Genomic DNA, 26,857 nt, shown 5'->3' on the forward strand with positions numbered 1-26,857 from the left:
ACAACGGCCGGCTCCGGATCGGGGGGATCCGGGGCCGGCCGTTGGGGTGGGTCAGGCGGTCGTTACGTCCAGGGCGTCCTTGGACTCGTTGATGCGGACGTGGACGGTGTCGCCGTCGCGGATCTCGCCGGCCAGGAGGCCTCGGGCGAGTTCGTCACCGATGGCGGACTGGACCAGGCGGCGGAGCGGGCGAGCGCCGTACACCGGGTCGTAGCCGGTCATCGCCAGCCACTCCATCGCGTCATCGCCGACGTCCAGAGTGATGCGACGGTCACCCAGCCTGCGCTGCAGTGCGCCGATCTGGAGGCCGACGATCTTGGTCAGCTCCTCGCTGCCCAGGGCGTCGAACAGGACGATCTCGTCGAGCCGGTTGATGAACTCCGGCTTGAAGGCCTGGCGAACCACGTTCATCACCTGGTCGCGCTTGGCGGAGTCGTCGATCGACATGTCGGCCAGGTACGCGGACCCCAGGTTGCTGGTGAGCACCAGGATGACGTTGCGGAAGTCGACCGTACGACCCTGGCCGTCGGTCAGACGACCGTCGTCGAGCACCTGCAGGAGGATGTCGAAGACCTCGGGGTGCGCCTTCTCGACCTCGTCCAGCAGGATCACGGAGTACGGGCGGCGGCGGACCGCTTCGGTCAGCTGACCACCCTCCTCGTAGCCGACGTAGCCGGGGGGCGCGCCGACGAGTCGCGAGACGCTGTGCTTCTCGCCGTACTCCGACATGTCGATCCGGACCATCGCCCGCTCGTCGTCGAACAGGAAGTCCGCGAGCGCCTTGGCCAGCTCGGTCTTGCCGACACCGGTCGGGCCGAGGAACAGGAAGCTCCCGGTCGGGCGGTCCGGGTCGGAGATGCCCGCGCGGGCCCGGCGTACGGCGTCGCTGACGGCCTTCACCGCCTCGCGCTGGCCGATCAGCCTGCGACCGAGCTCGTCCTCCATCCGGAGCAGCTTGCCGGTCTCGCCCTCGAGCAGCCGGCCGGTCGGGATACCGGTCCACATCGCGATCACCTCGGCGATCTCGGTGGGCCCGACCTCCTCGTTGACCATCGCGTCCGGGCCGTCGATGACCTCGGGCTCGGCTGAAGCCTCTTCGAGCTCCTTGGTCAGCTCGGGGATGTCGCCGTACAGGATCTTCGAGGCGGTCTCGAAATCGCCTTCGCGCTGGGCCCGCTCGGCCTGGCCACGGAGCTCGTCGATCCGCTCCTTGACCTCACCGATCCGGTTCAGGCCGGACTTCTCCTTCTCCCAGCGGGCTTCGAGCGCGCGCAACTCCTCCTCGCGGTCGGCGAGGTCGGCGCGCAGCCGCTCCAGCCGCTCCTGGCTGGAGGCGTCCTCCTCGCGCGACAGCGCGAGCTCCTCCATCTTCAGCCGGTCGACCGTCCGCCGCAGCGAGTCGATCTCGACCGGGGAGGAGTCGATCTCCATCCGCAGCCGGGAAGCGGCCTCGTCGACCAGGTCGATCGCCTTGTCGGGCAGCTGGCGGCCGGTGATGTAGCGGTTGGACAGGGTGGCGGCGGCGACCAGCGCGCTGTCGGAAATGGCGACCTTGTGGTGTGCCTCGTAGCGCTCCTTCAGGCCGCGCAGGATCGCGATCGAGTCCTCGACGCTCGGCTCACCGACGAACACCTGCTGGAAGCGTCGCTCCAGCGCCGGGTCCTTCTCGATGCGGGTCCGGTACTCATCGAGCGTGGTGGCGCCGATCATCCGCAGCTCACCGCGGGCCAGCATCGGCTTCAGCATGTTGCCGGCGTCCATCGCACCCTCGCCGGACGCACCCGCGCCGACGACGGTGTGCAGTTCGTCGATGAAGGTGATGACCTGACCGTCGGATTCCTTGATCTCGGTCAGCACGGCCTTCAGCCGCTCCTCGAACTCACCGCGGTACTTCGCACCGGCGACCATCGCGCCCAGGTCCAGGCTGATCAACCGGCGACCCCGCAGGGACTCCGGTACGTCGCCGGCCACGATCCGCTGTGCGAGTCCCTCGACGACGGCGGTCTTGCCGACGCCGGGCTCACCGATCAGGACCGGGTTGTTCTTCGTCCGGCGCGACAGCACCTGGACCACGCGGCGGATCTCCGAGTCACGGCCGATCACCGGGTCGAGCTTGCCTTCGCGGGCGCGCTCAGTCAGGTCGACGCCGTACTTCTCCAGCGTCTTCGTGGTGCCCTCAGCCTCCGGCGAGGTGATCCGCCGGTTGCCGCGCATCGCGTCGAACGCCTGCAGCAGCGCCTCCGGCGTCACGTCCAGCGCGCTCTTGGCATTGCCCTCGACGGTGGCGAGCGAGATCAGCAGGTGCTCGGTGGAGACGAACTCGTCCCCGAGCCCGAGGGCCCGCTGCTCCGCCTGATTCAGCACGTCGCTGGTCTTCGGCGAGAGGCTCGGCGCCTGCACACTGCCACCACTACTCTTCGGCAGCCTGCTCAGCTGCTCCGCGGTACGGCGGCGTACTGCGTCGACGTCCGCGCCGGCCGCCTCGAGCAGACCGACAGTGGTCCCCTCGGGCTGCGCGAGCAGCGCCGACAGCAGGTGAATCGGTTCCACGGTCGGGTTGCCCGCCGCGGAGGTCTGACGGATCGCGACCGACAGGGTTTCCCGGGCCAGCGTCGTCAACCGCTGAACATCCATCTGGTTTCCAGCCTTTCCAGTTCATGACAAGTCCTACTAGAAACAACTTATCCAGAGTTGAGTCCATTCCACTCAACTCTCAGAAAACCTGGGGATAACTCAGGGATGCCCGGACGCTCACCCGGTGCACAAAGTGGGACCTCGGACACCCAACTGGGACCTCGGACACGAAATAGCCTGTCCCCCAAGTCTCCACAAGGTGTCCCAGGTCTCCACAACCACACCGTCACCGACCCCATCGCAGTCGGCGTGGTGCCCGCTGGCGGGTTGTCCGCCCGCTGGCGCCCTACACAAGCAGGCAGTGACCACCGAACCCGCCAGCCGCGCCCCCGCCACATTGCGCCACCACCCACCCAGCCGCACGCTGTACGCATCGCGCACCTCATTTCGCGGTGGTTACCCACTCCTGGTGTGGGTTGCCCAACCGGCCTCCGAGGGGGCAACCCACAACAACGGCATGTAACCCCGCGGCGAACCGCCAACCCGCGGGCCCACCGGGCAGCAGATCGGCCCCGTTGAGGGGCCCAACCCCTCAACCGCAGGGTTGCCCGCTCGGAATCCGAGAGGGCAACCCCCACCCTCCGGGGTTGACCCCTCAGAGGGCATGCCGGTACAGACGCCAGCCGCGCGGACCAGGGAAGCGCGGGGATGGGAGAACCGAGCCGTCCGGGGTAGCGGGCAATCGGCAGCCTCGGCAGCCGGGCCGTACCGAAGGACAGGAGGTGGTCGCTACGCGGACCACCTCAGCGGGCCGCCCGCGCCTGGGGCCTCGGGGAGCGGGGCGGTACTGCCTGTCGCTCGGTACACGCTAACCCTTGAAACTCCACCCGACCCGACTCGGACCTCCCCGCGGGATCCGCGTAGCTGCGTCACCAACGGCGCCCTTGCAGCCCCGACGGAACACCCGCGCTCGCCACCCCAGCGGAATGCGTCGCGCTCGCCACCCCCCGGCGGACACGTCGCGCCGGTGTTGGTTGGCGGTGTGTGGTGGCAGGTGCCGCGTGGCGCGGGGTACTCGGACTGAAGCTGACGAACGGCCGGCCTCCGGCAAAAGACCGAGCCTGACCCGGCGATTGACCGATTGGCAACACTGTTGCCGAGGGCAAGCTCTAAGCGATCAGGGTTTGAAGTCTGCGGCGCGGAGGCGGTAGACCTGCAGGTTGAGGTCGTAGTACTTGTCGGTCTCGCCTACCCAGTTCATGCCGAGGCGGGTGGCGGTGGCGATCGCGCGTTTGTTCTTCGGGCGGGCGACGGCGAAGAGTTCGTCGATCGAGCCCTCTTTGAAGGCCCACTTCATCAGGCCTCGGCTGGCCTCGGTGGCGTACCCGTTGCCCCAGGCGGCGGGCTTGAGTTGCCAACCGATCTCCATGTCCTCCTCGTACGGCGGGAGGAGCCGGATGAGCAGACCGCCGACTACTTCGTTGTCCTCCTGACGGACCACGGCCCAGCGGCCGGCTGGGACGACGAGGTTCGGCTGGGCCTCGATCCAGGCCTTCAGGATGGCGCGCATCGTCACCGGGTCGGTGACCTGGTCGATGGCGGGCGACAGCCACTGCGCGACGTCGGCCGATCCGTAGATCTCCAGTGCGGCCTGGACGTCTTCTTCTTCCCAGTCCCGGATCAACAGCCGGTCGGTCTGCAGATTGAGCGTCACATCGCCAGGGTAGGCGGCGGCACCCAAGCGGCAACCCCGTCCGGATGACAACTAGGCGAAAGGCCAGTGCGCGAGGACGTCGGCGGCGACGTCGTCGATGGTGCGGCCGGCTGTGTCGACCGAGTAGTCGCTGACGTCGTCGGCTACCAACAGGGCGGACAGCTCGGATGCGCGGGCGACGAGGTTGGCCAGGTCGGCGCCGTTCTCGCGGGCGCGGCCGTGAATGCGTTCGGCGAGTTCGGTGTCCGGGGCATCGAGTCGGCAGATCACGACGGATCCTCCCGTGGCCTCCTCCAGTTGGCGCCGCTCGTCCAGGTTTTCGACGACACCCGCGACGATGAGACGGCGACTGCCGGCCTGGCGGTAGTTCGACCACACCGCCGCCAGGTTGGCCGCCTTCAGCCGCGACTGGTGCGGGTCGTCGTCGGGAGCGGGCCAGGCGGCGCCGAGGAGGTCGAGGTCCGCGAACGCGGGGTGCTGGCCGAGGTCGGTACAGCGGTCGAAGACTCGCCAGCCGACGGAGGTCTTGCCAACCCCGGGTGGGCCCGAGAGGACGAGAGCAGGTGTTTGCACCCGACCGATGATGCGCCTCGCACCTGCTGTGTCACAAAGCGTTTCTGGGCGAAGCGCGGGCAGCAGGGAGCCCCCGGACCCGAGGGGATGGGGTCCGAGGGCTCGGCCGGAGACACGTGGGGGACGTGCCTCCGGGGCCCGGCGGCACCTCGGGGGAAGGCACCACCAGGAGCCCGGTCGGCACCTGAGAACAGGCGCCTCGCGGGTGGCCCGGTCGGCGCCTGGGACAGGCGCCTCCGGGGCCCGGAACTCCCCGTGGGGGTGGGGAACTTCCGGGGGAACCGGAAGCTTCGGGGGATGGAAGCTTCCGGAGGCTTTCGGCCGCGCTGACCTTCCGGGGAAGGTCAGCGCGGTCCGAGCTCGAGGGGCTGGGTGCGGATCCACCGGGTGGTGGTCTGCTGCCGGCCCATCGCGATCACGTCACCCGCCGGCCCGGCCGAGAACACCCGGGACCGCTGGGTGTGCTGCCGGGACACGCCGACGCCGCGCTGCACCTCGGCGAGCAACTGGGTCACCCGCTGGCGCAGGTCCTCGACCTCCGACTGGAGCTCCAGGATGTGCCGGATGCCCGCGAGGTTGACGCCCTCCTCCTGGGACAGGTGCTGGACGTACCTCAGCTTCGCCACGTCGTACGCCGAGTACCGCCGGCCGCGGCCACTCGCCCGGCTGGGCGTGACCAGGCCGAGCCGGTCGTACTGCCGCAATGTCTGCGGATGCATACCGGCCAACTGGGCCGCCACCGAGATCACGTAGATCGGGGTGCGGTCGTCCCAGGTCGGCACCTGGCTGAACGGGAGGCCCATCAGGAACTCCCGAACAACCCGGCGCGCAAGTCGGGCTGGGCTGAGGCCGAGGAGAACTCCTGCAGCTTGGTCCGCTGCTCGTCGCTCAACTCGTGCGGCACCTGCACCTCGATGGTGAGCAGCAGGTCGCCCTTTGTGCCGTCGCGGCGTACCGATCCCTTGCCACGAACGCGCAGCTTGCTGCCGTTCGCAGTACCGGCTGGGATCCGGACCGTGACGGGGAGACCGTCCAGGGTCGGCACCTTGATCTCGGCGCCGAGCGCGGCCTCGGTGAAGCTCACCGGGACCGCCAGCGTCAGGTGCTCGCCCTGACGGCCGAAGATCCGGTGCGACTTCACGTGCACGGTGACGTAGAGATCGCCCGCGGGGCCACCTCGTTCACCAGCCGCTCCCTTGCCCTTCAGCCGGATCCGCTGACCGTCCTGCACGCCCGCCGGGATGCGGACCTGCATGGTCTTGCTCGACTGGCCGCGGCCGGAGCCGTGGCAGGTCTCGCACGGCTGGTCCACGACCAGGCCGCGGCCCTTGCACTCGGTGCAGGGCTCGGTCATCGCGAACACGCCACCCTGGACCGAGGTCTGCATACCCGTGCCTTCGCACTTGAGGCAGACCTTCGGCACCGTGCCGTACTTCGCGCCGGTACCGCGGCAGGTCTTGCAGGGCTCGTCGCTGGTCATCCGCAGCCCGACGGTGACACCGTTGACGGCCTCGGCGAACTCGATCGTCGCCTCGGTCTCGATGTCGGCGCCGCGCCGCGGACGGGCCGTCGAGGTGGTGGTCGTAGTGCGGCCACCACCGCCGAACATGCCGCCCAGGATGTCGCCGAGTCCACCGCCGCCGGTCGAGCCCGACCGGTTGAACAGGTCGCCGACGTCGAAGCCGAACCCCTGTCCACCGCCCTGGGCGCCACCGCCCGGCATCCGGAAGCCACCACTGCCGAACAGCCGGCGGGCCTCGTCGTACTCCTTGCGCTTCTTGGCGTCCCCGACGACGTCGTACGCCTCGGAGACCTCCTTGAACTTGGCCTCGGCCGACGCGTCCCCGGCGTTGGAGTCCGGGTGGTACTTGCGCGCCAGCTTGCGGTAGGCCTTCTTGATCTCATCGGCCTCAGCCGTCTTGGAGACGCCGAGAACCTTGTAGAAGTCCTTCTCCAACCAGTCTTTCGTACTCATCGACGCCTCACCTCCTCGGGGGGAATTCCTTACTCCGTTGGCTTGTCAGCCGGGTCAGCTTCTCCGGTCGTTTCGGCCGGGAGCTGCTCGGTCGGTTCGGACACGGCGACCCGCGCCGCCCGCAGGATCCGCTCGCCGAGGCGGTAGCCCGGTTGCATCACCAGGGTGGCGGTCGGGCCGTCCACCTCGTCGGAGTAGTTGTGCAGCAGCGCCTCGTGGATCCGCGGGTCGAAGTGGTCGCCCACCTCGCCGTACTTCACCAGCCCGAGCTTCTCGGTGACGCGCTCGACCGACTCGGCGACCGCCTTGAAGGCGCCCTCGAGCTCGCCCGCCTCGCGGGCCCGGCCGATGTCGTCCAGCGTCTGCAGCAACTCGGTCAGCACGGAACCGATGACGACCTCGCGGTTCGCCTCCCGGTCCCGGTCCACCCGGCGCTTGTAGTTCACGTACTCCGCCTGCAACCGCTGCAGGTCCGCCGTACGCTCGGCGAGCGCCTCGGTCAACAGGGCCTCCTGGGCCGAGGGCCCGATCAGGTCGGACGGGTCACGCGGCGGCTGGGCGCCCGGCGTACCGGGCATGCCCGGCCGGGCCCCACCGGCGGGAGCCTGGGAAGGCTCCCGCAGGTTGCCGGTCTCCGGATCGATCCGGCGCTTGTCGCGGACGACGGGCTCGCCGTCCCCGAACTCGCTGCCGGGGTCGTTGGGGCGATCGGTCACTTGGTGTCCTCAGCCTTGCTGTCCTGCGGGCGGTCCTCGTCCACGATCTCGGCGTCGACCACGTCGTCCTCGGTGTTGCCCGAGCCGCTGTCGTCGGAGGAGGAGGAGGAAGAGGCGCTCTCGTCGGAGGTGCCGGCCGCCTGGGCGTTCGCGTACATCGCGGCGCCCATCTTCTGGCTGGACTGGGCGAGCTTCTCCGACGCGGTCTTGATCACGTCGGCGTCCTCACCCTCGAGGGCCTTCTTCAGCTCCGCGACACCGTCCTTGACCTCGGTCTTGACGTCGTCGGGGATCTTGTCCTCGTTCTCCTGCAGGAACTTCTCGGTCTGGTAGACCAGACCCTCCGCCTGGTTGCGGGACTCGACCGCCTCGCGGCGGACGCGGTCCTCCTCGGCGTACTGCTCGGCGTCGCGGACCATCTGGTCGATGTCGGTCTTCGGCAGCGCGGAGCCACCCGTGACCGTCATCCGCTGCTCCTTGCCGGTGGCAAGGTCCTTGGCGTTGACGTGCACGATGCCGTTCGCGTCGATGTCGAAGGTGACCTCGATCTGCGGCACGTTGCGCGGCGCCGGCGGCAGGCCGGTCAGCTCGAAGTTGCCGAGCGACTTGTTGTCGCGGGCCATCTCGCGCTCGCCCTGGTAGACCTGGATCATCACCGACGGCTGGTTGTCCTCGGCCGTGGTGAAGATCTCCGAACCCTTGGTCGGGATCGTGGTGTTGCGCTCGATGATCTTGGTGAAGACGCCACCCTTGGTCTCGATGCCCAGGCTCAGCGGGGTCACGTCGAGCAGCAGGACGTCCTTGACCTCACCCTTCAGCACACCGGCCTGCAGGGAGGCTCCGACGGCGACGACCTCGTCCGGGTTGACACCCTTGTTCGGGTCCTTGCCACCGGTCAGCTCCTTGACCAGCTCGGCCACGGCGGGCATCCGGGTGGAACCGCCGACGAGGATGACGTGGTCGATCTTCGACACGTCGATGCCGGCGTCCTTGATGACGGCCTTGAACGGCGCGCGGGCGCGCTCGAGCAGGTCGTTGGTGAGCTTCTGGAACTCGGCCCGGGAGAGCTTCTCCTCCAGGTGCAGCGGACCGGAGTCGGTCAGGCTCAGGTAGGGCAGGTGGATCGACGTCTCAGCGGCGCTGGACAGCTCGATCTTCGCCTTCTCCGCGGCCTCCTGCAGACGCTGCATGGCCATCTTGTCGCCGGACAGGTCGGTGCCGTTCTTGTTCTTGAACTGGGTCACCAGCCAGTTGACGATCCGCTGGTCCCAGTCGTCACCACCGAGGTGGTTGTCACCGCTGGTGGCCTTCACCTCGAAGACGCCGTCGCCGATCTCCAGCAGCGACACGTCGAAGGTGCCGCCACCGAGGTCGAAGACCAGGATGGTCTGCTCGGTGCCCTTGTCCAGCCCGTACGCCAGCGCGGCCGCGGTGGGCTCGTTGACGATCCGGTGCACGTTCAGACCGGCGATCTCGCCGGCCTCCTTGGTCGCCTGGCGCTGCGCGTCGGAGAAGTAGGCCGGCACGGTGATGACCGCATCGGTGACCTGCTCCCCGAGGTATGCCTCGGCGTCCCGCTTCAGCTTCTGCAGCACGAACGCGCTGATCTGCTGGGCGGTGAACTTCTTGCCGTCGATCGTTGTGGTCCAGTCTTCGCCCATGTGGCGCTTGATGGACCGGATCGTCCGGTCGACGTTCGTGGTGGCCTGACGCTTGGCCACCTCGCCGACCAGGACCTCGCCGTTCTTGGCGAAAGCGACCACCGAGGGCGTCGTGCGCGCTCCCTCGGCGTTGGGGATGACGGTGGGCTCGCCACCTTCCAGTACGGCGATGACGGAGTTCGTCGTACCGAGATCGATACCGACCGCGCGGGCCATGTGCGTTACCTCCACGAAGTTGAGTGATGCAGACTCAATGTTGCCGTTCCGGGGGTCCGGATTCAAATCGGTCCCGACACCGGAACCTCAGACTTGAGTACACCTGGCTCAACATTGCCCCACCCCCGGGTCATTCCCAACCCCGGGGTCGACTTTTCGGGGCAGGGTCCGGTCAAGCCCTGGTCAGACCCCTGCCGCGGAAGGTGTCCCACGTGGGAAGGTGTGCTCGTGAAACTCCGCCCCATGACGTCAGCCGACGAACCGGCCGTGCTCGCCCTGAACGCCGCTGCCGTCGAGCAGACGGATCCGCTGGGTCCCGACCGGCTGGACTGGCTCCGCCTGATCGCCGCCCACGCCGCCGTGGTGGAGATCGAGGGCGACGTCGCCGCCTTCGTCCTCACCTTCGCGCCCGGCTCCGCCCATGACAGCCTCGACTTCCAGTGGTTCGTCTCGACCTACAACAACCGGTTCCTGCACCTGGACCGGATCGTGGTCGCCGAGCCGTACCGCCGCCAAGGCGTCGCCACCTCGGTCTACCGGGCGGTGGAACGCGCCGCCAAGCCCTTCGACCGGCTGGTCTGCCGGGTCCAGTCGGACCCGCCCGACGACGCCTCCCTGGCCTTCCACGCCGGCCGCGGCTTCGTCGAGGTCGGCAAGCTCCGCCGCCCCAACGGCACCACCAGCGCCATGCTCTCCAAGGAACTGGCCGACTAGCTACGCTCCGCACTCGCAGCGCAGCACGCCGTACTGCGGTACGCCGTGCTGCCGCCTGCGCCCGTACCGCGGCCGGCGTCGCTGCCTCGGCGTACCGCGGCCTGTCGCTGGTCCGGCGTACCGCGCGCTGCCGCCGGACCGGAGTGCCGCGGGCCGTCGCTGGCTCGGCGTACCGCGGGTATTAGAGCGCGCGGACATCGAGGAGGGCGCGGACGGGGAGTTCGTGGCGGAAGCGGGGGTCGGTGAGGCCGTCGACGATGCAGGCGGCACCGATCCACCGGGCGCCGCAGTCGTCCACCAGACCCCGGACCGCCCGGACCGTCGCGCCGGTGTCCACCCAGTCGTCCACCATCAGCACCCGGTCCCCCGCGTCGACCAGGCCGCGGCGGAACCCGAAGACGATGTGCCGGTCCTGGTAGTCCGGCGCCGTGGTCCGCTTCACCCAGCGATCGCTGTCGGTGGCCTGCCCCTGATCTTTGCGGACCTCCACGAACCCGACTCCCAGCGAGGCAGCCGTCAGCGCCCCCAGGAGGGCGCCGCGCGATACCGGTCCGAGCACGACGGTCGGCGTCTCGTCGTACAGGCCCGCCAGCGCCGGACCGAGCTCGCCGAGCAGGTCCGCGTCCCGCCACCAGCCGGTGAGGTCGGCCAGGCCGCGCCACTGGCCCCGGTCCGACCGCCAGCTGAAGGCAGCACTCAGCCGCCGACGGAAATCCCCGTCGACCCGCTGCACCGCCACCCTGGACATACCACTAAGGGTGACGCCCACCCGTCGCCGCGCGCACCGGATTTATCCGCTCGCGGGGCAGCACCTCGCCCACGATCTCGCGGGTGAAGATGTCGTAGCTGATGATCAGCAGACGCTCCCCCGGCAGCTCCACCACCGCCGGATTCGCCTGGTCCACGGTGTCCTGGCCCGCGTCGAGCACGACGTACTGCGGGTCCTGGTCCCACCGCCCGAGGGGCTCTGTGACTACCGTCGCCACCGTAGGCCGGCCCGGGTTGAACTGCCCGGACACGTCGCCATAGGCAACCAGTACTGCGCCGTCGGACAAGGTCAGCGTGTCCGACGAGGACGCGTGCAGGCCGGACGGCTCGGGCTCGGTCCAGGTGAACCCGTTGTCGTCGGAGCGGACCAGCTCCGCCTCGTCGTCGGTCCGGAGCAACGCCACCACCTGACCGCCGGGGAGCAACGTCAGCACCGGTTCGAGGTACTCGCGGCCCCGCTTCCGCCCGAGCACGACCTCCCCGGCCGCCGGCCAGGTGCGACCACCATCGGTCGACCGCACCACGCTCGCCGAGTGACATGCGTCCCCCGGGAAGACCCCATAGATCGGCGCGAGGAGGTCCCCGTCGGGCAGCTCGAGGATCTGCCCGTGCGCGACGACATGCCCCGCCCGGAACCCGTGCCACACCTCGTCGGTCTCCGCGACCATCCGCGACTCGACGACCACCGGGTCACCCCACGTAGTACCGCCGTCCTCCGACCGCGCGACGAGCACACCCGGGCACTCGTACGGCGACACCCCCCAGTCGATCTGGAACCAGCTCAGCAGCACGTCCCCACCCCGCAACTGCACCACCATCGGATCCCGGTCGTCCCAGCGCCCGTCTACCACCACCCGAGGCTCCGACCAGCTCTCCCCACCATCCCCGCTCTCAGCCATCACCAGCCGCCCACCACTCCGAACGTGCCCCTCCCCCTCCCGCCAGGCAACAAGCACCCGCCCATCCCCCAACAACACCGCACTGGGGAAGTACGCGAGCTCCCCCTCCGCCGCCTGCGCAACCACTACCCGAGTCATGCGGCCACGCTAGTAGACCGGACCGCCACCACTCACCAGCCCGCGTCCACGCCCGCTCCTGAGGCCTAGGTGAGCGTCAGGAGGCCGAGGGGCCAGCCCTTGGTGAGTGGTGGCGGTCCGGGGCTGTGGACAACGGACGACGCCGCACGCGGGATTTCGGCACCATGAGGTCGTGGCAGACGTGGCCGAGGTCCTCGCGCGATTAGGCGGCAGCGCGAGCTTCAGGGACCTGCGGGTCACTGTGTCTGCGCGCAGCATCAGAAACGCGCTGCTGGCCGGTGAGGTCCGACGGGTGGCGAAGGGGGTGTACGCCATACCGAAGGCTCCGACTGCGCTCACCGCGGCGAGGAGCCAGGGAGGTGTCGTCTCGCATGTCAGCGCTGCTCAACACTGGGGGATGCATGTACTGACACCCCCACTTCTGCCGCATGTCACCTTGCCACCAGGCAGGGTCCGGCGAAGCAACGGGCAGAAGTGCATCCTTCACTGGGCGGATGTCCCGTCCCTCAACGATGTGACCGTCCCTGTCCGGACGGTGCTCGACTGCTTGAGAACACTGCCTCTGGCCGAGGCACTCGCGATCGCAGACTCCGCATTGCACCAGCGCATCCTCGACGCCGACGACCTGCATGCGGCCGCCCACCAATTGCGTGGTCCTCATCGGCGTCGGATCCAGCACATCGTCGCGCTGGCCGACGGCCGAGCCGAGTCTGTCCTGGAGTCAGCCTTACGAGCCATCCTGATCGAGGCGGGCATCGATGGCTTCGAGCCTCAGGTGGCCGTCCGCGATGAGGAGTTCTCGGCTCGTGTCGACCTCGGTCACCGAAAGCTCCGGATCGCGTTGGAAGCTGATGGCTTCGAGCACCACAGCGCCCGACAGGATCTCGTCAAGGACTGCCGGCGCCACGTGAATCTGAGCATTCGTGGCTGGACGTTGCTCCGGTTCAGCTGGGAGGACGTGATGTACGACAGGGACTGGGTGGTGGAGGCGGTGGGGAGATCGTGCGGACGCCCACCACTCACCAAGCCGTTCCTGCACGCCGCCTGACCTCGAGTACAAGCGTGGCCACGCCAGGCAGTGCACGGTTGGTGAGTGGTGGGCGTCCGCGGCCCTACAGCAAACGCCCACCACTGAGGGTTTGCGCGACCAGCGGGACGCCGGGGCGGTAGGCGAGGTGGAGGTAGGAGGGGGCGTTGAGGACGGCCAGGTCGGCTTGGGCGCCGGGGGTGATGTGGCCGATGTCGTTGCGGCGGAGGGAGGCGGCGCCGCCGGCGGTCGCGGACCAGAGGGCCTCGGCCGGGGACATGTGCATCTCGCGGACCGCCAGGGCTATGCACAGGGGCATCGACGACGAGTAGCCGGAGCCTGGGTTGCAGTCGGTGGCGAGGGCGACGGTGACACCGGCGTCGAGGAGCTTGCGGGCGTCCGGGTACGGCGAGCGGGTCGAGAACTCCACGGCCGGAAGGAGCCCGGCGACAACCCCACTCGATGCCAGCGCGTCCACGTCGGCGTCGGTCAGGTGGGTGCAGTGGTCGGCTGCGGCAGCACCAAGCTCACAAGCCAGCTGTACTCCGGGGCCTTCGCCGAGCTGGTTCGCGTGCACCCGCAGGCCGAGTCCCTTGGCAGCACCGGCCTCGAGGATCGCCCGGGCCTGGTCGCCGTCGAAGGCTCCGCGTTCCACGAACACGTCGATCCACTTGGCGTGCGGAGCCGCCGCCTCCAGCATCGCCCCGGTCACCAGTGAGACGTAGGCCCCTGGATCGTCCGCGAACTCGGCCGGTACGACGTGCGCCCCAAGATAGGTGGTCTCGTCGGTGAAGTTCCGCGCGATCGCCAGCGCCCGGGACTCGTCGGTCGCGGTCAACCCGTAGCCCGACTTGATCTCGACGGTGGTGGTCCCCTGCCGCCGCATCTCCGTGACGAGGCGAGCGACGTTCGCGGTCAGCTGGTCGTCCGTGGCAGCACGGGTCGCCGCGACCGTGGTACGGATTCCCCCTGCGCTGTAAGGCTCCCCGGTCATCCGCGCGGCGAACTCCTCGGCCCGGTCACCGGCGAACATCAGGTGCGAGTGCGAATCCACGAACCCCGGGATCACCGCGGAGCCACCCAGATCGAGCGAACTGTCGGCCGGCGGTGCATCTCGCCGCAAGCCCACCCACGCGAACCGCGATCCCTCGATCACCACGGCGGCGTCGTGGAGCTCTCCCAACAGACCACCGCGGGAAGGATCGTTCGTCACCAGCGACCCAATCCCGGTCAGCAACAGCGACGTCATCCGGCGTTCCCCTCGGTCACGGCGGCGATCGAGGCCGCAAGCTCCGCCGCCACGTCCAGCCTCACATGCTTGCCGGAAGCAACCAGATGCCGACCCGAGACGACCACATCGACGACATCGGCAGCAGAGGCAGCGAAAACGGCGGTCTCCACCGAAGCTCCGGTGCCGGCTGTCCGCACACTGTCCACGGTCAGCCCGACCAGATCGGCACGAGCGCCGACCTCGATTCGGCCCGCGTCCTCGAAGCCCAGCGACCGGTGTCCAGCCACCGTCGCGGCCGCGAGGAGCTCCGACGCGGTCCAGTGCCCGCGCTCCTGCGAGGCAAGCCGTTCGTTGAGCTCGACTGCACGCATCTCCTCGAACAGGTCGATCACGGCGTGACTGTCGGACCCCAGCGTCAGCTGGGATCCCGCGTCCCGCAGCGCCACCGACGGCCCGATCCCGTCCGCGAGATCCCGTTCCGTCGTGGGACAGAAGCACGAGTACGTCGCAGAGCTCCCGAGCAGGCCGACATCCACCGGCGTCAGGTGCGTCGCGTGCACCCCACTCGTCCGCGGCCCCAGGAATCCCGCCTCGTCCAGCACCTGCGCCGGGGTCCGCCCGTAGGCCTCAAGGCTCGCCGCGTTCTCCGCGACCTGCTCCGACAGGTGGATGTGCAGCGGCGCGTTCGGCAGCGCGGACGCCACCGTGCCGAGCTGTTCCTGCGGCACCCCGCGGATCGAGTGGGCGGCCGCGCCGATCACCACGTCGTCGGCTCCGCGCAGGTCGAGCACCCGGGCGGCCCATTGAGCCGCCTCCCCGTCGCTGAACCGCTGCTGCACCTCGTTCAGTGGCTGGTCGATGCCACCCGCCACGTAGCAGGTGTCGAGCAACGTGAGCCGCACGCCGACATCCCGGGCGGCAGCGATCAACGCCTCGCCCATCGCGTTCGGGTCGTCGTACCGGCGGCCGCCAGGAGCATGGTGGAGGTAGTGGAACTCGCCCACGGCGGTGATCCCGCTCAGCAGCATCTCGCCGTACACGGCGCGGGCTAGTTGGTAGTAGGTGTCCGGAGTGAGCACCGAGGCGACGGCGTACATCCGCTCTCGCCAGGTCCAGAAGGTGCCGCGCTCGGTCTGCGTGCGACCGCGCAGGGCCCGGTGGAACGCGTGGCTGTGGCAGTTCGCCAGGCCCGGCAACACGAGGCCGGTCAGGCGGACGGCGTCCCCAGCGAGGGCCTCCGCGACGACAGACGCGAACCGGCCGTCGACGACCTCGATGAGAACGCCGGAGGCGATCCCCGAGGGCAGCAGCGCCTGCGGACACCAGTACGCGGTCACCGCGCGAGATCCTTCAACACAGTGGCCAGTGCCTCGACGCCGGCGAGACAGTCGTCCATCTCCGCGTACTCCGCCGGCGAGTGCGAGACCCCGGTCGGGTTCCGCACGAACAGCATCGCCGTGGGGATCCCCGCATCCGAGAACACCCCGGCATCGTGCCCCGCCCCGGTCGGCAGCACCGGCGCGTCATCCAGTACTCCGGCCAGCCGGTCCCGCAGGCCCGGCTGGAAATCCACGATCGGCGAGACGGATTCGGCCACCACGTCAACGCTGGTCCCGTCCCGCTCGGCCCGCTCCGTCGCCAGCCGGGTGATTGCCCCGAGCAACGACTGCAGCACGTCGTCCGACGCGGCCCGGGCATCAAGCCAGGCAGTCACCTGCGACGGTACGGCGTTGGTCCCGTTCGGCTCGACCGACAGGCGGCCGAAGGTGGCTCGGGCGCCGGCCAGGCGGGCCTGCTTGTTCGCGGCTAGCGCGGTCATGGCGTAGGTGAGCATCGGGTCGTGCCGATCCTCCATCAACGTGGTGCCGGCGTGGTTCGCCTCGCCTCTGAAGGTGAAGCGGAAGCGCCCGTGCGGCCAGATCGAGCTGGCCACTCCGACCGGAGCGGTCAGCGCGCGACCTTGCTCCACATGGAGCTCCACGAACGTCCCCATCCGGTCCAGCAACGGCGACGGCCCGACCCCGGCCGGATCGGTACCGACCAATCTCAGGGCATCGGCCAGCGAGACTCCGGCACGATCCTTGAGCGCCAGCGCCTTCTCAGCCGGCAGCACCCCGGCAGCGACCCGCGATCCGAGACAAGGCATCCCGAACCGCGAACCCTCTTCCTCCACGAAGGCACCCACACCGATCGGCACCGAAGGGGAGTACCCCTCGGCCCGCAACCGGTCCACGGCCGCCAGCGCGGACACCACGCCCAGCGGGCCGTCGAAGGCTCCGCCGTCGATCACCGAGTCCAGATGGCTCCCGGTCACGACTCCTGGCACCGACGGCACACCGGTCGATTCCAGTGCACCGGGCACCGACAGCACCGCGGCCGACGACTGCCCGGATGCGGCCGGGTCCCACCAGGCCACGAGGTTGCCGAGGCCGTCGGACTCGACCGCCAGACCGCGGGAGGCGCACTGGTCCAGGAACCAGTTCGTCGCCTCCCGCTCGGTCGGCGTCCAGCCGCCCCGGTGGTACCCCCCGCTCGAAGGGTCCTTGCCGATGGCGGCCAGCGCCGCCCACATCTGTTCGAAGGACTCGGTCAAGATCAGGACAGCTGGTTCTTGCTCAGCCAGTCGGTCGCGACGGCCTTGGCCGCCTCCTTGCCGACGTCGATGCGCTTGACCATGTCGGTCAGCGCGTCGGTGGTGAGCTTGGCCGAGACCGCGTTCAGCGTGTCGGTGATGTTGGCCGCCTTGTGGTCGGTCCGGATCAGCGGAACGATGTTGTTCGGCGGCAGGATGTTCTCCGGGTCCTCCAGCTGGACCAGGTTGTTGTCCTTGATCAGCGCCTGGGTGGTGAAGAAGTTCGACACCTGGATCTGGTTGTCCAGCAGCGCCTTCTGGCTCAGCGGGCCACCGGCGTCCAGCGTCTTGTACTCCTTGAACTCGACGCCGTACTTCTCCTTCAGCCCCTTCAGGCCGGCGTCGCGCACCTTGAACTCGGAACTGCCGCCCGCGACCATGTCCTTCGCCACCGGCTTGAGGTCGGCGAGCGACTTCAGGCTGTACTTGTCGGCGGTCGCCTTCGTCACCACGATGGTGTCCTCGTCGGCGGCAGGCGACTTGTCCAGTACCTCGAGCCCGGACGGAAGCGCCTTCTTCAGCGCCTCGTACGCCGCGTCGTCCTCGGTCTCGGTCGCCGTCTTGTCGAAGTACGCCAGCGCGGCACCGGTGTACTCCGGCAGCAGGTGCACCGAGCCGTCCTTGATCGCCGCCATGTAGGTCTCGCGGTTGCCGATGTTCTGCTGCTGCTTGACCTCGACGCCCTTGGCGGCGAGCGCCTGGCCGAAGATCTCGGCCAGCAACTGGCTCTCGGAGAAGTCCGCGGAACCGATGGTGATGCTCTTCACGTCGGCGGGTGCGGAGGAGCTACCAGCGTTGTCGCCACCGGACAGTGGATCGCCTCCACCCCCACAGGCAGCCAGGCCGAGTACCGCGACCCCGGCGATCGCAGTACGGATGAGTGTGGATCTCAACACGGGAGCCTCCAGGATTTCGATTGGCACCGGCGAGTGCCGGTGGTGTTCCAGGTCGAGCGATGGGTTCCGGCCATCAGTCGACCCGCAGTCCTTTGGAAACGGTGAGCCGGCCCACCAGGGCGAAGAGCAGGTCCAGCGCGATGGCCAGCAGGGCCACCAGCAGGGCGCCGGTGAACATCTGCGGGAAGTCGCGCAACTTCAGCCCGTCCACCACGTAGCGGCCGAGGCCGCCCAGCGAGACGAGCGCGGCGATGGTCGCGGTCGACACGATCTGCAGGGTCGCGCCGCGCAGACCGGAGATGATCAGCGGCAGCGCGATCGGGATCTCCACCTTGGTCAGGATCTCCCGTCCGGTCATCCCCATCCCCCGGGCCGCGTCGATCGTGGCCGGATCGACACCGGACAGTCCGGCGTAGGTCGAAGTCAGGATCGGGGGGATACCGAGAGCGACCAGGGCGATCAGCACCGGCAGGAAGCCGATCTGGTCGGTGATGAGCACCGCGAGCATCAGCAGTCCCAGGCTCGGCAGCGCGCGGGCGGCGTTGCCCATGTTGATCGCCAGGAACGCGCCGCGGCGGGTGTGCCCGATCCACAGGCCGACCGGTAGCGCGATCGCGGTGGCGAGGCCGAGCGCGGCGACCGTGTACCAGATGTGCTGCAGGATCCTGGCCGTGATCCCTTCCGGTCCGGACCAGTTGAACGAGTCGGTCAGGTATTGCCACATGTCAGGCCGCCTTCACCGGAGAGACCACGCGGGCCCAGGGAGTGAGTACCCGTTGCAGACCGACGAGCAGCAGGTCGGCCAGCAGCGCCAGCAGCAGGGACAGCACAACGCCGACCACGACCGGGGTGAGGAAGTCCTTCTGGAAGCCCTGGGTGAACAGTTCGCCCAGACCGCCGATCCCGATCACCGCGCCGACGCTCACCATCGAGATGTTGGCGACCGTGGCGACCCGCAGACCGGCGAAGATCACCGGCACCGCGATCGGCAGGTCGATCGTCAGCAGCCGGCGGGCCGGCCCGAAGCCGACCGCGATCGCCGCCTGCCGGACGTCCGGCGGCACCGAGCGCAGCCCGTCGATGACGTTGCGGATCAGCAGCGCGACGGTGTAGATCGTCAGCGCCACGACGATGTTGACCGGGTCGAGCACCTGGGTCCCCAGCACCGCCGGGAGCACGATGAACAGCGCGATCGAGGGCAGCGAGTAGAGCACGCCGCCGAGCGCGATCAGCGGGTTCGCCAGCCAGGAGAACCGCGTCGCCACATACCCGAGCGGCAACGCGATCAGCAGGCCGAACACCACCGGCAGGATCGCCAGGTAGATGTGCTCGCTCAGCTGGTCCCAGATCAGCCCGAGGTTGTCGCCGACCCAGGTCATGAGCGCAGCGCCTCGGCCAGGATCGCGTGGTCGACCACTCCGAGTGCCTTGCCGTTCTCATTCACGCAGACACCGTGACCGGTCGGCGAGGTCAGTACGGCGTCGAGCGCCGCGCGGACCGAGTCGCTCCGGGTGAAGGTCGCACCGATCGGCAACAGGTCGCCACCTCCCTTGCGCCAGCCCGCGGGCTTCCCGTCGTCGTCCAGGACAAGATCCTCCGGCAACGGGTTCAGGTGCAGCTTGTCGGTGTGCAAGAACGTCAGGGCACGGTAACCGCGGTCCTGGCCGACGAAGCTCTCGACGAAGTCGTCCGCCGGGTTGGCGAGCAGTTCCGCCGGCGGCGCGAACTGGGCCAGCTTGCCGCCGACCCGGAGTACCGCGACGTTGTCGCCGAGCTTGATCGCCTCGTCGATGTCGTGGGTGACGAAGACGATGGTCTTGCCGATGTCGCGTTGCAGCCGGAGCAGTTCCTCCTGCAACTGGTGCCGGACGATCGGGTCGACCGCGCTGAACGGCTCGTCCATCAACATGATCTTCGGATCCGCCGCGAGCGCCCGGGCCACACCGACTCGTTGCTGCTGGCCACCAGACAGCTGAGCCGGGTACCGCTCGGCCAGCTTGAGGTCGAGACCGACCCGCTCCAGCAGTTCCATCGCCACCGAGCGGGTCTTCTTCCGGTTCCAGCCCAGCAGCTTCGGCACCGTCGCGACGTTGTCCACCACGGTCTTGTGCGGGAACAGGCCGGCGTGCTGGATCACGTACCCGATGCCGCGCCGCAGCGTGACCGGGTCACCGGAATTGATGTCCTCGCCATCGATCGAGATCCGGCCGCTGCTGCGTTCGATCGTCCGGTTGATCATCCGCAGCGAGGTCGTCTTGCCGCAGCCCGAAGGCCCGACGAACACGGTGATCTCGTTGCTCGGGATCCGCAGCGACAGCTTGTCGACGGCCAGGGTGCCGTCCGGATACTGCTTGGTGACGTCTTCGAACTCGATCATGGCGCCCCTTCGCGCTTGTCGGAGATCGCGGAGACGATCCTAGGTGAACGAGAGCCCGCTGCCACGTCGTGAGCAGCTTTCTCACTCCTCGGGAAAGTGCACCTTAGCGCTAGGGAATGCCTCGGTTGCACTGTGCGATCAGGACTCCCGCATCGGGATCCTGATGCCTCGTTCGACCGCTACTTCTTCTGCTCGTTCGTACCCGGCGTCCACGTGCCGAATCACACCCATCGCCGGATCGTTGCTCAGGACCCGTTCCAGTTTCTGCCGGGCCAGCTCGGTGCCATCGGCAACCGATACCTGGCCGGCGTGGATCGACCGGCCCATCCCGACGCCGCCCCCGTGGTGGATCGACACCCAGGAAGCACCGCTGGACACGTTCACCATCGCGTTCAGCAACGGCCAGTCCGCGATCGCGTCCGAGCCGTCCAGCATGCCCTCGGTCTCCCGGTACGGCGAGGCGACGCTGCCGGTGTCGAGGTGGTCCCGCCCGATCACGATCGGCGCCTCGAGCTCGCCGGAGGCGACCATGTCGTTGAAGCGGACGCCCGCCTTGTCCCGTTCCCCCTGGCCCAGCCAGCAGATCCGGGCCGGCAGTCCCTGGAAGGCCACTCGCTCGCCGGCCATCTTGATCCACCTGGTCAGGTGTTCGTTGTCCGGGAACAGGTCGAGGATCGCCTGGTCGGTCTTCGCGATGTCGCGCGGGTTTCCCGACAGCGCGGCCCACCGGAACGGGCCCTTCCCCTCACAGAACAAGGGCCTGATGTACGCCGGGACGAAGCCGGGGAACTCGAACGCGCGGCCGAACCCGGCCTTCCGGGCCTCGTCGCGAATCGAGTTGCCGTAGTCGAAGACCTCGGCACCAGCGTCCTGGAATCCCACCATCGCGGCGACATGCCGGGCCATCGATGCCTGCGCGCGTTCGGTGAAGCCGGCCGGGTCCTTCTCCCGCGCGGTGCTCCAGTCGTCGAAGTCGATCCCCACCGGCAGGTACATCAGCGGGTCGTGCGCCGAGGTCTGGTCGGTGACGATGTCGATCGGCGCGCCCAGCTCCAGCAGCTCGGGCACGATCACCGCGGCGTTGCCCAGGACACCGATCGACAGCGGCCGACGGGCCTTCTTGGCCTCCTCGGCCAGCCGCAACGCCTCGTCCAGCGAGGCGGCGCGGACGTCGAGGTACCGGTGCTCGATCCGCCGGTCGATCCGCGAGGAGTCGACGTCGATGCAGATCGCCACACCGTCGTTCATGGTGACGGCGAGCGGCTGCGCGCCACCCATGCCACCGAGTCCCGCGGTCAGCGTGATGGTGCCGGCCAGCGTGCCGCCGAACTTCTTCGCCGCGACCGCCGCGAACGTCTCGTAGGTGCCCTGCAGGATGCCCTGGGTGCCGATGTAGATCCACGAGCCGGCCGTCATCTGGCCGTACATGGTCAGCCCCATCGCCTCGAGCTTGCGGAACTCCTCCCAGGTGGCCCAGTCGCCGACCAGGTTCGAGTTCGCGATCAGCACTCGCGGCGCCCACTCGTGCGTCTGCATCACGCCGACCGGCTTGCCGGACTGCACCAGCATCGTCTCGTCGTCCTTCAACGTGGTCAGCGTTCTGACCATCGCGTCGAACGAGTTCCAGTCGCGAGCCGCCTTGCCCGACCCGCCGTACACGACGAGCTCGTCAGGGTGCTCGGCCACCTCGGGGTCGAGGTTGTTCTGCAGCATCCGCAGCGCGGCCTCCTGCTGCCAGCCCCGGGCGGTGAGGGTGGTACCGCGGGGAGCGCGAACGGGACGTGGTCCGGACATATGTGATCCAGCCTTTCAGGACAGCGTTTGTTCAGGTGACGAGTTCAGGACAGAGGCCCGATGACGGCCTCGACAGCGGACAAATAGGTGCCATCAGCAACCAGCTGGACGGAGTGCTCGATCTCTGGCGCCAGGTGCCGGTCGGTGCCCGGCCCTTCGACGTGCTCACGCAGCTTGCTTCGTACTGCGGCCGTGGCCGGCGACGGCTCGAGTGGCGCCCGCAGGTCCAACGCCCGCGCGGCGGTCAGGATCTCGACGGCCAGGACCCTTTGGAGGCCGTCGATGCTCCTACGCAGCTTGCGCGCCGCGGACCAGCCCATCGACACGTGATCCTCTTGCATCGCGCTGCTCGGGATGGAGTCGACGCTGGCCGGCACCGCGAGCCTCTTGAGCTCGGAGACGATCGCGGCCTGCGTGTACTGCGCGATCATGTGCCCACTGTCGACACCCGGATCGTCAGCCAGGAAGGCGTTCAGCCCGTGGTTGCGCGCGACGTCGAGGAACCGGTCCGTACGCCGTTCGCTGATGCTGGCCACGTCCGCCACGGCGATCGCGAGGAAGTCCAGCACATAGCCGACAGGTGCTCCATGGAAGTTGCCGTTGGACTCGACTCGTCCGTCGGGCAGCACGACCGGGTTGTCGATCGCCGCCGCGAGTTCGCGATCCGCGACAGTCGCGGCATGAGTGCACGTATCCCTCGCAGCACCGTGCACCTGCGGCGAACACCGCAAGGAATAGGCATCCTGGACCCGGTTGCAGTCGGGACCGCGATGACTCGCGACGATCCCGCTGTCAGCCAGTACTGCGCGCAGGTTGGCGGCGGCCGATCCCTGACCGGGGTGCGGGCGGAGCGCCTGCAATTCCTCGGCGAACACGCGATCCGTGCCGAGCTGACCCTCGACGCTCATGGCAGCGGCGATGTCGGCGGTCTTCAGCAGGCGGTCCAGGTCGGCGAGTGCGAGCACCAGCATGCCGAGCATGCCGTCGGTGCCGTTGATCAGCGCAAGGCCTTCCTTCTCGGCCAGGACCACCGGCTGCAGGTTGTGCCGGGCGAGCGCGTCGGCCGCGTCGAGAAGGTTGCCCTCGGCATCGCGGACCTTGCCCTCACCCATCACCGCGAGCGCGACGTGCGACAGCGGCGCCAGGTCACCTGAGCAGCCGAGGCTGCCGTACTCGTGGACGATCGGGGTCAGCCGCGCGTTCAGCAACCCGGCGTACGCCTGGGCCGTCTCGACCTTCACGCCGGTCCGGCCGGTCGCCAAGGTGGACAGCCGCAGCAGAGCCAGCGCCCTGACGACCTCGGTCTCCACCTCGGGCCCGGAGCCGGCGGCGTGCGACCTGACCAGGCTGCGCTGCAACTGCGCCCGGAGTTCCGGCGCGATGTGCCTCGTCGCCAGCGCGCCGAAGCCGGTGGACACCCCGTAGTGCGGCGTCTCCGCGTGCGCCAGCGCCTCGACGGCCGCCCGGGACTTCGCGATCTCTTCGAGCGCCTGCTCGTCGATCCGCACCGCGGCGCCGTACCGGGCTACCGCGACAACCTCGTCGGCGGTCAATGCCCCGACCCCGACCACAACCTCTGCTTTGTCGATCACCCGCCCATTGCACCCCCCAGGACCGACAACCGATAGCACCGCCGCCCGCTTTTCGTCTCAGATCCGAGACACGAGGGCCGAACCCGCAGGTGGGAGCGGTTACAGGTGATTCTGAGTCAGGGATCAGGAGCGGGTGAGTTCGAGCTCGAGGCCGGTCTGAGTGGCGCCGAAGCTGCCGAGGAGCGCCCTCGAGGCGGTGTTGGTCTCGTCCACTTCGGCGATGGCGACCGACTCCCCGCGGGCGGCCAGGACGTTCAGCGCCGCGCCCACGAGAGCACGTGCCAGCCCCCGACGGCGATGGGCCGGCAAAACGCCGATCAACCCGAGGCGAGGCAGCGGACGCGGCCCGTTCCAGATCCTCACCAGGCCCGCGTAGTCACGCGTGGGATCGAGAGCCACCAGGTAAGTCTCCGGGTCGAAGAACGGCGAGTCGTAGGTCTCCTCCCGGAACCACTGTTCATCGGGCTGCCACCCCTCAGCCCCTGGTACGTCGTCTCGGAGTGCGGCATCGAGCGTCATCAACTCCCGGACGCCGGTGTCGGACGCACTGATCACCCGATACCCCGCCGGTACGGCGTACTCCGTCCGCGCGACCGGGATCTCCACCAGCAGCTCCGCCCGGCTCACCTCGAACCCGAGCCCGCGCAGCGTCTCGAGTGACGCCGCCTCCGCACCGTCGATCGTGGTCTGGCACGGCCCGTCGACCATTGCGACGAGCGATTCGTAGGCCTCGGGCAGTGTCCGGTCGAAGAACAGGCGCAGTTTGCGGTCCGGGGTCAGCACCGGGTGGACAGCACCGACGACCTCGCCCTCGCGCCACGCGACCCAGTGCTCGCGAGGTCCTTCGTGGTCGTCCTCGACTTGGCGCCGGATGGCTTCTGCCTTTTCGCCGGTCCACTTCGCCAGCGCCTCGTACTGCGTGCCGAGCGCCCTCACCGTGATCGCCATAGCGGCGACGGTAGCGCCGAACAGCGCTGCAGTTCGTGTCCTTTCCGGTCCGCGCGGATGGACCCGGCGGCACATAGAGTCAGGGGATGGGGATCGAGATCCGGTCGGCGACACCGGCCGATGCGGCAGGGATCGCCGCGGTCTGGGCGGCCGCGATGCCACAACTGGTGAAGACGGCCAAAGGCGTCGAGGCAGAGCTACGGACCAGCACCAGCCGGGTCGTGCTGATCGCGGTCGACGGCAACGAAGTGGTCGGCTACGGCAACGTCTACCTGCCGTTGCCCGACGACGAGGCACCGCGGGTCCGGATCACCATTCAGGTGCCGCCCGCACAGCGCGGTCGCGGCATCGGCAGCGTGCTTGCCGAGGCGGTCTTCCAGACCGCTGAGGAGGCGGGCGCGCGGAAACTCCTGATCGTGGTCCAGGACGACGACGCCTCCAAAGCCTTCGCGACCGGTCACGGATTCACCATCGGCCGGCGGATGAGCCAGGCCGCGGCCGACCTGGCCGCCGTACCGGAGCCCGCGCCGGTACCGAACGGGCTCCGCCTGGTCGACTACACCGAGGTGGACCCGCGCAGCCTGTGGAGTGCCACCGCCGCCGTGGCCGACGGAGATCCCAGCGGCCTGTCGAACGCACCGGCGTACGAGGACTGGGTGGCGACGGACTGGAACCACCCGGACCTGCGGCGCGACCTGAGCATCGCCGTACTGGACGGGGAGCAGGTGGTGTCGTTCGTGACCACCACCGCCGACCCGGACCGCCGAGTGATCTGGTCGAACCTCACCGGCACGATCCCGTCGTACCGCGGCCGGGGGCTGGCGAAAGTGGTGAAGTCGGCCGCGCTGACGAGGAGCCGCGACGCCGGATTCACCACGGCCTTCACCGGGAACGACGCGGGCAACGCGCCGATGCTGGCGGTGAACCGATGGCTTGGGTACCAGCCGACCGCCGTAGCCTGGACCGCGGAGAAGGTGGTTTGAGTGACTCGGCTGATCATCTCGCTGGCGGTCTTTGCGATCCTCGCGGCAGGGGTCGGTCTGCTGCTGTCGGGTGACGACGACTTCGACTGGGCGGTCGCGCTGACGCTGTTCGGGATCGCCCTGGCCGGCGAGGGTGCCCGCGTTTGGCTCCGCCGCAGCCGCGCCAAGGCCGGCCGGAGCAACGGGTCGGGGAAGGATTCGGCCAGTCAATCGTCCGGAATCTGAGATGGGCCAGCTAGTCTCACTGTTGTGAGCGGCAACGTTCCCGCCTCGACCCGAACCCTACGGGTATTGACCTTCCTGGCCACCCAGCCCGGACCGGTACCGATGGAGCGCATCGCCTCCGCGGTCGGCCTGCCACGCTCGTCGACGTACCACTTGCTGAAGGCAATGATCAGCGAGGGGTTCGTGGTGCACCTGCCCGAGGAGAAGAGGTACGGGCTGGGCGTCGCCGCCTTCGAGATCGGGTCGGCGTACCTGCGCCACGACCCGCTCGAGCGGCTGGCCCGGCCGTTGCTGGCCCAACTGGTCGCGGAGATCGGCCAGACCGCGCACCTCGGCGTTCTGCACGGTCGCGAGCTCGTCTATCTGTTGAAGGAACAGCCGCCCCGGCCGGTCACCCTGGTCACGGATGTCGGCGTCCGCCTGCCCGCGACCCTGACGGCTTCCGGCCGGGCCCTGCTTGCCGAGCTCCCGCCGGCCCAGGTCCGCGCGCTCTTCCCGGACGCTGAGAGCTTCGTCCGCCGTACGGACCAAGGGCCGCAGACGCTCACCCAACTGCGCCGGATCCTCTCGGACGAGAAGCGCCAACGGTACGCCGTCGAGGACTCTTACATAACCCCCGGCTTCTCCTCGGTCGCCAGCGCCGCCGTCGACCACGCCGGCCACCCGGTCGCCGCCATCAGCGTCACCTTCCGCACCGACGCGGTCGCCCCGAGCGAACGCCTTCTCCTGGCCCGCCGCACGCGCCAGGCAGCCGAGGCCCTCACCCGCCGCCTCCGCGGTTAGCGCCGTGCACTAGGTGCACTCGGTGGGTGCACTAGGTTGTGCTGTGCCTACCCCTTGTGGGGGGCCTGACCCCAGTGTTCGAGCGGTACTTCTTCGACCTGGCGATCCTCGAACCGATCAACGCGGAGCAGCAGACGCTCGCGGACGAGGTGATCACGCGGTGGAGTTCCTTCGCCCGGACGGGTGACCCGAACGTGCGCGGCACGAAGTACTGGCCGCGGGCGGCACCGCTGCACCGTCACGTGCAGTCGCTGAACCCGGCCGGGAGCACCCGGACCGATTTCATCACCGACCACCGGATCGCCTTCTGGCGCTGACAAGATCCCCGCGCCGGCGCAGTGTGGGATTGATGGGGGGAAATGTTAAGGGCCACCCGGTGTGGGTGGCCCTTAACAGTGTGAATGTCCGGCGACGTCCTACT

At 68.9% G+C, this 26,857-nt stretch carries 25 protein-coding genes; 6 read left to right on the forward strand and 19 right to left on the reverse strand.

Annotated elements, in window-relative coordinates:
- Positions 1-51: 51 nt before the first annotated feature.
- The 7 genes from clpB to dnaK all read right to left on the reverse strand — a co-directional run bounded on the left by clpB (position 52) and on the right by dnaK (position 9,429).
- Complete coding sequence (clpB, locus tag ACFPJ1_RS10930) at positions 52-2,634, reverse strand: ATP-dependent chaperone ClpB (protein ID WP_380103404.1); 2,583 nt, start codon at positions 2,632-2,634, stop codon at positions 52-54.
- A 1,117-nt stretch (positions 2,635-3,751) separates the two neighbouring features.
- A complete protein-coding gene (locus ACFPJ1_RS10935) occupies positions 3,752-4,288 on the reverse strand; it encodes a GNAT family N-acetyltransferase (RefSeq protein ID WP_380103405.1) in 537 nt (178 codons plus the stop codon).
- A gap of 51 nt (positions 4,289-4,339) precedes the next feature.
- Entirely contained in the window at positions 4,340-4,861 is a 522-nt protein-coding gene (locus ACFPJ1_RS10940; protein WP_380103406.1) for an AAA family ATPase, read from the reverse strand.
- A gap of 344 nt (positions 4,862-5,205) precedes the next feature.
- The gene (locus tag ACFPJ1_RS10945) at positions 5,206-5,664 is read right to left on the reverse strand and encodes a heat shock protein transcriptional repressor HspR (RefSeq protein WP_380103407.1); all 459 of its coding nucleotides are present in this window, start codon (positions 5,662-5,664) and stop codon (positions 5,206-5,208) included.
- Complete coding sequence (gene dnaJ / locus ACFPJ1_RS10950) at positions 5,664-6,836, reverse strand: molecular chaperone DnaJ (RefSeq protein ID WP_132283805.1); 1,173 nt, start codon at positions 6,834-6,836, stop codon at positions 5,664-5,666. Before dnaJ ends, ACFPJ1_RS10945 begins: the two co-directional genes overlap by 1 nt.
- A 29-nt stretch (positions 6,837-6,865) precedes the next feature.
- On the reverse strand, positions 6,866-7,552 hold the full coding sequence (gene grpE, locus ACFPJ1_RS10955; protein WP_380103408.1) for a nucleotide exchange factor GrpE: 687 nt from the start codon (positions 7,550-7,552) through the stop codon (positions 6,866-6,868).
- Positions 7,549-9,429 (reverse strand): molecular chaperone DnaK, encoded by a 1,881-nt coding sequence (gene dnaK, locus ACFPJ1_RS10960; protein ID WP_380103435.1) that lies wholly within the window; start codon positions 9,427-9,429, stop codon positions 7,549-7,551. Before dnaK ends, grpE begins: the two co-directional genes overlap by 4 nt.
- 243 nt (positions 9,430-9,672) lie before the next feature.
- Here dnaK and ACFPJ1_RS10965 point away from each other — a divergent pair, with 243 nt between their 5' ends.
- Complete coding sequence (locus tag ACFPJ1_RS10965; protein ID WP_132283801.1) at positions 9,673-10,143, forward strand: GNAT family N-acetyltransferase; 471 nt, start codon at positions 9,673-9,675, stop codon at positions 10,141-10,143.
- Between the two features lie 181 nt (positions 10,144-10,324).
- Here ACFPJ1_RS10965 and ACFPJ1_RS10970 read toward each other — a convergent pair whose 3' ends face one another.
- Both ACFPJ1_RS10970 and ACFPJ1_RS10975 read right to left on the reverse strand, forming a co-directional pair.
- Positions 10,325-10,891, reverse strand: coding sequence for a phosphoribosyltransferase family protein (locus tag ACFPJ1_RS10970; protein WP_380103409.1), 567 nt, complete (start codon positions 10,889-10,891; stop codon positions 10,325-10,327).
- Positions 10,892-10,895: 4 nt separating this feature from the next.
- The gene (locus ACFPJ1_RS10975) at positions 10,896-11,948 is read right to left on the reverse strand and encodes a sialidase family protein (RefSeq protein WP_380103410.1); all 1,053 of its coding nucleotides are present in this window, start codon (positions 11,946-11,948) and stop codon (positions 10,896-10,898) included.
- A gap of 547 nt (positions 11,949-12,495) precedes the next feature.
- Between ACFPJ1_RS10975 and ACFPJ1_RS10980 the strand changes: the two genes are divergently transcribed.
- Positions 12,496-12,996 (forward strand): endonuclease domain-containing protein, encoded by a 501-nt coding sequence (locus ACFPJ1_RS10980; RefSeq protein WP_380103411.1) that lies wholly within the window; start codon positions 12,496-12,498, stop codon positions 12,994-12,996.
- Positions 12,997-13,060: 64 nt separating this feature from the next.
- On the opposite strand, the gene hutI is transcribed toward ACFPJ1_RS10980, so the two are convergent.
- From hutI to ACFPJ1_RS11030, 10 genes are all read right to left on the reverse strand, one after another.
- Positions 13,061-14,224, reverse strand: coding sequence for an imidazolonepropionase (gene hutI / locus ACFPJ1_RS10985; protein ID WP_380103412.1), 1,164 nt, complete (start codon positions 14,222-14,224; stop codon positions 13,061-13,063).
- On the reverse strand, positions 14,221-15,543 hold the full coding sequence (locus tag ACFPJ1_RS10990; protein ID WP_380103413.1) for a formimidoylglutamate deiminase: 1,323 nt from the start codon (positions 15,541-15,543) through the stop codon (positions 14,221-14,223). The genes hutI and ACFPJ1_RS10990 overlap by 4 nt, the downstream gene beginning before the upstream one ends.
- Positions 15,540-16,799, reverse strand: a complete 1,260-nt coding sequence (locus ACFPJ1_RS10995) for an allantoate amidohydrolase (RefSeq protein ID WP_380103415.1) — start codon at positions 16,797-16,799, stop codon at positions 15,540-15,542. Before ACFPJ1_RS10995 ends, ACFPJ1_RS10990 begins: the two co-directional genes overlap by 4 nt.
- Before the next feature lie 2 nt (positions 16,800-16,801).
- The gene (locus ACFPJ1_RS11000) at positions 16,802-17,734 is read right to left on the reverse strand and encodes an ABC transporter substrate-binding protein (protein ID WP_380103417.1); all 933 of its coding nucleotides are present in this window, start codon (positions 17,732-17,734) and stop codon (positions 16,802-16,804) included.
- Between the two features lie 73 nt (positions 17,735-17,807).
- Positions 17,808-18,458, reverse strand: coding sequence for an ABC transporter permease (locus ACFPJ1_RS11005; protein ID WP_380103418.1), 651 nt, complete (start codon positions 18,456-18,458; stop codon positions 17,808-17,810).
- Position 18,459: 1 nt separating this feature from the next.
- On the reverse strand, positions 18,460-19,113 hold the full coding sequence (locus ACFPJ1_RS11010) for an ABC transporter permease (protein ID WP_380103419.1): 654 nt from the start codon (positions 19,111-19,113) through the stop codon (positions 18,460-18,462).
- Positions 19,110-20,111, reverse strand: a complete 1,002-nt coding sequence (locus ACFPJ1_RS11015) for an ABC transporter ATP-binding protein (protein ID WP_380103420.1) — start codon at positions 20,109-20,111, stop codon at positions 19,110-19,112. Before ACFPJ1_RS11015 ends, ACFPJ1_RS11010 begins: the two co-directional genes overlap by 4 nt.
- A 138-nt stretch (positions 20,112-20,249) precedes the next feature.
- Positions 20,250-21,905, reverse strand: a complete 1,656-nt coding sequence (hutU, locus tag ACFPJ1_RS11020; protein ID WP_380103421.1) for a urocanate hydratase — start codon at positions 21,903-21,905, stop codon at positions 20,250-20,252.
- 44 nt (positions 21,906-21,949) lie between these two features.
- Positions 21,950-23,494, reverse strand: coding sequence for a histidine ammonia-lyase (gene hutH, locus ACFPJ1_RS11025; RefSeq protein WP_380103438.1), 1,545 nt, complete (start codon positions 23,492-23,494; stop codon positions 21,950-21,952).
- Between the two features lie 126 nt (positions 23,495-23,620).
- Complete coding sequence (locus ACFPJ1_RS11030; protein WP_380103423.1) at positions 23,621-24,445, reverse strand: GNAT family N-acetyltransferase; 825 nt, start codon at positions 24,443-24,445, stop codon at positions 23,621-23,623.
- 86 nt (positions 24,446-24,531) lie between these two features.
- Between ACFPJ1_RS11030 and ACFPJ1_RS11035 the strand changes: the two genes are divergently transcribed.
- From ACFPJ1_RS11035 to ACFPJ1_RS11050, 4 genes are all read left to right on the forward strand, one after another.
- Entirely contained in the window at positions 24,532-25,428 is an 897-nt protein-coding gene (locus tag ACFPJ1_RS11035; protein ID WP_380103424.1) for a GNAT family N-acetyltransferase, read from the forward strand.
- Positions 25,429-25,653, forward strand: coding sequence for a hypothetical protein (locus ACFPJ1_RS11040; protein ID WP_380103425.1), 225 nt, complete (start codon positions 25,429-25,431; stop codon positions 25,651-25,653).
- 24 nt (positions 25,654-25,677) lie between these two features.
- Positions 25,678-26,436 (forward strand): IclR family transcriptional regulator, encoded by a 759-nt coding sequence (locus ACFPJ1_RS11045; RefSeq protein ID WP_380103426.1) that lies wholly within the window; start codon positions 25,678-25,680, stop codon positions 26,434-26,436.
- Positions 26,437-26,510: 74 nt separating this feature from the next.
- Positions 26,511-26,753 carry a carboxylesterase family protein gene (locus ACFPJ1_RS11050; RefSeq protein WP_380103427.1) on the forward strand — a complete coding sequence of 81 codons (243 nt, stop codon included), beginning with the start codon at positions 26,511-26,513 and terminating at the stop codon, positions 26,751-26,753.
- Positions 26,754-26,857 lie beyond the last annotated feature (104 nt).

Source organism: Kribbella qitaiheensis (assembly GCF_042657745.1).
GTDB lineage: Bacteria > Actinomycetota > Actinomycetes > Propionibacteriales > Kribbellaceae > Kribbella > Kribbella qitaiheensis.

Bases quoted from the DNA above. Each gene is read 5' to 3' on its own strand.
- clpB (WP_380103404.1), bottom strand. From the start codon at position 2,634: ATGGATGTTCAGCGGTTGACGACGCTGGCCCGGGAAACCCTGTCGGTC.
- ACFPJ1_RS10945 (WP_380103407.1), bottom strand. From the start codon at position 5,664: ATGGGCCTCCCGTTCAGCCAGGTGCCGACCTGGGACGACCGCACCCCG.
- dnaJ (WP_132283805.1), bottom strand. From the start codon at position 6,836: ATGAGTACGAAAGACTGGTTGGAGAAGGACTTCTACAAGGTTCTCGGC.
- dnaK (WP_380103435.1), bottom strand. From the start codon at position 9,429: ATGGCCCGCGCGGTCGGTATCGATCTCGGTACGACGAACTCCGTCATC.
- ACFPJ1_RS10965 (WP_132283801.1), top strand. From the start codon at position 9,673: ATGACGTCAGCCGACGAACCGGCCGTGCTCGCCCTGAACGCCGCTGCC.
- ACFPJ1_RS10970 (WP_380103409.1), bottom strand. From the start codon at position 10,891: ATGTCCAGGGTGGCGGTGCAGCGGGTCGACGGGGATTTCCGTCGGCGG.
- ACFPJ1_RS10975 (WP_380103410.1), bottom strand. From the start codon at position 11,948: ATGACTCGGGTAGTGGTTGCGCAGGCGGCGGAGGGGGAGCTCGCGTAC.
- hutI (WP_380103412.1), bottom strand. From the start codon at position 14,224: ATGACGTCGCTGTTGCTGACCGGGATTGGGTCGCTGGTGACGAACGAT.
- ACFPJ1_RS11005 (WP_380103418.1), bottom strand. From the start codon at position 18,458: ATGTGGCAATACCTGACCGACTCGTTCAACTGGTCCGGACCGGAAGGG.
- ACFPJ1_RS11010 (WP_380103419.1), bottom strand. From the start codon at position 19,113: ATGACCTGGGTCGGCGACAACCTCGGGCTGATCTGGGACCAGCTGAGC.
- ACFPJ1_RS11015 (WP_380103420.1), bottom strand. From the start codon at position 20,111: ATGATCGAGTTCGAAGACGTCACCAAGCAGTATCCGGACGGCACCCTG.
- hutU (WP_380103421.1), bottom strand. From the start codon at position 21,905: ATGTCCGGACCACGTCCCGTTCGCGCTCCCCGCGGTACCACCCTCACC.
- ACFPJ1_RS11030 (WP_380103423.1), bottom strand. From the start codon at position 24,445: ATGGCGATCACGGTGAGGGCGCTCGGCACGCAGTACGAGGCGCTGGCG.
- ACFPJ1_RS11035 (WP_380103424.1), top strand. From the start codon at position 24,532: ATGGGGATCGAGATCCGGTCGGCGACACCGGCCGATGCGGCAGGGATC.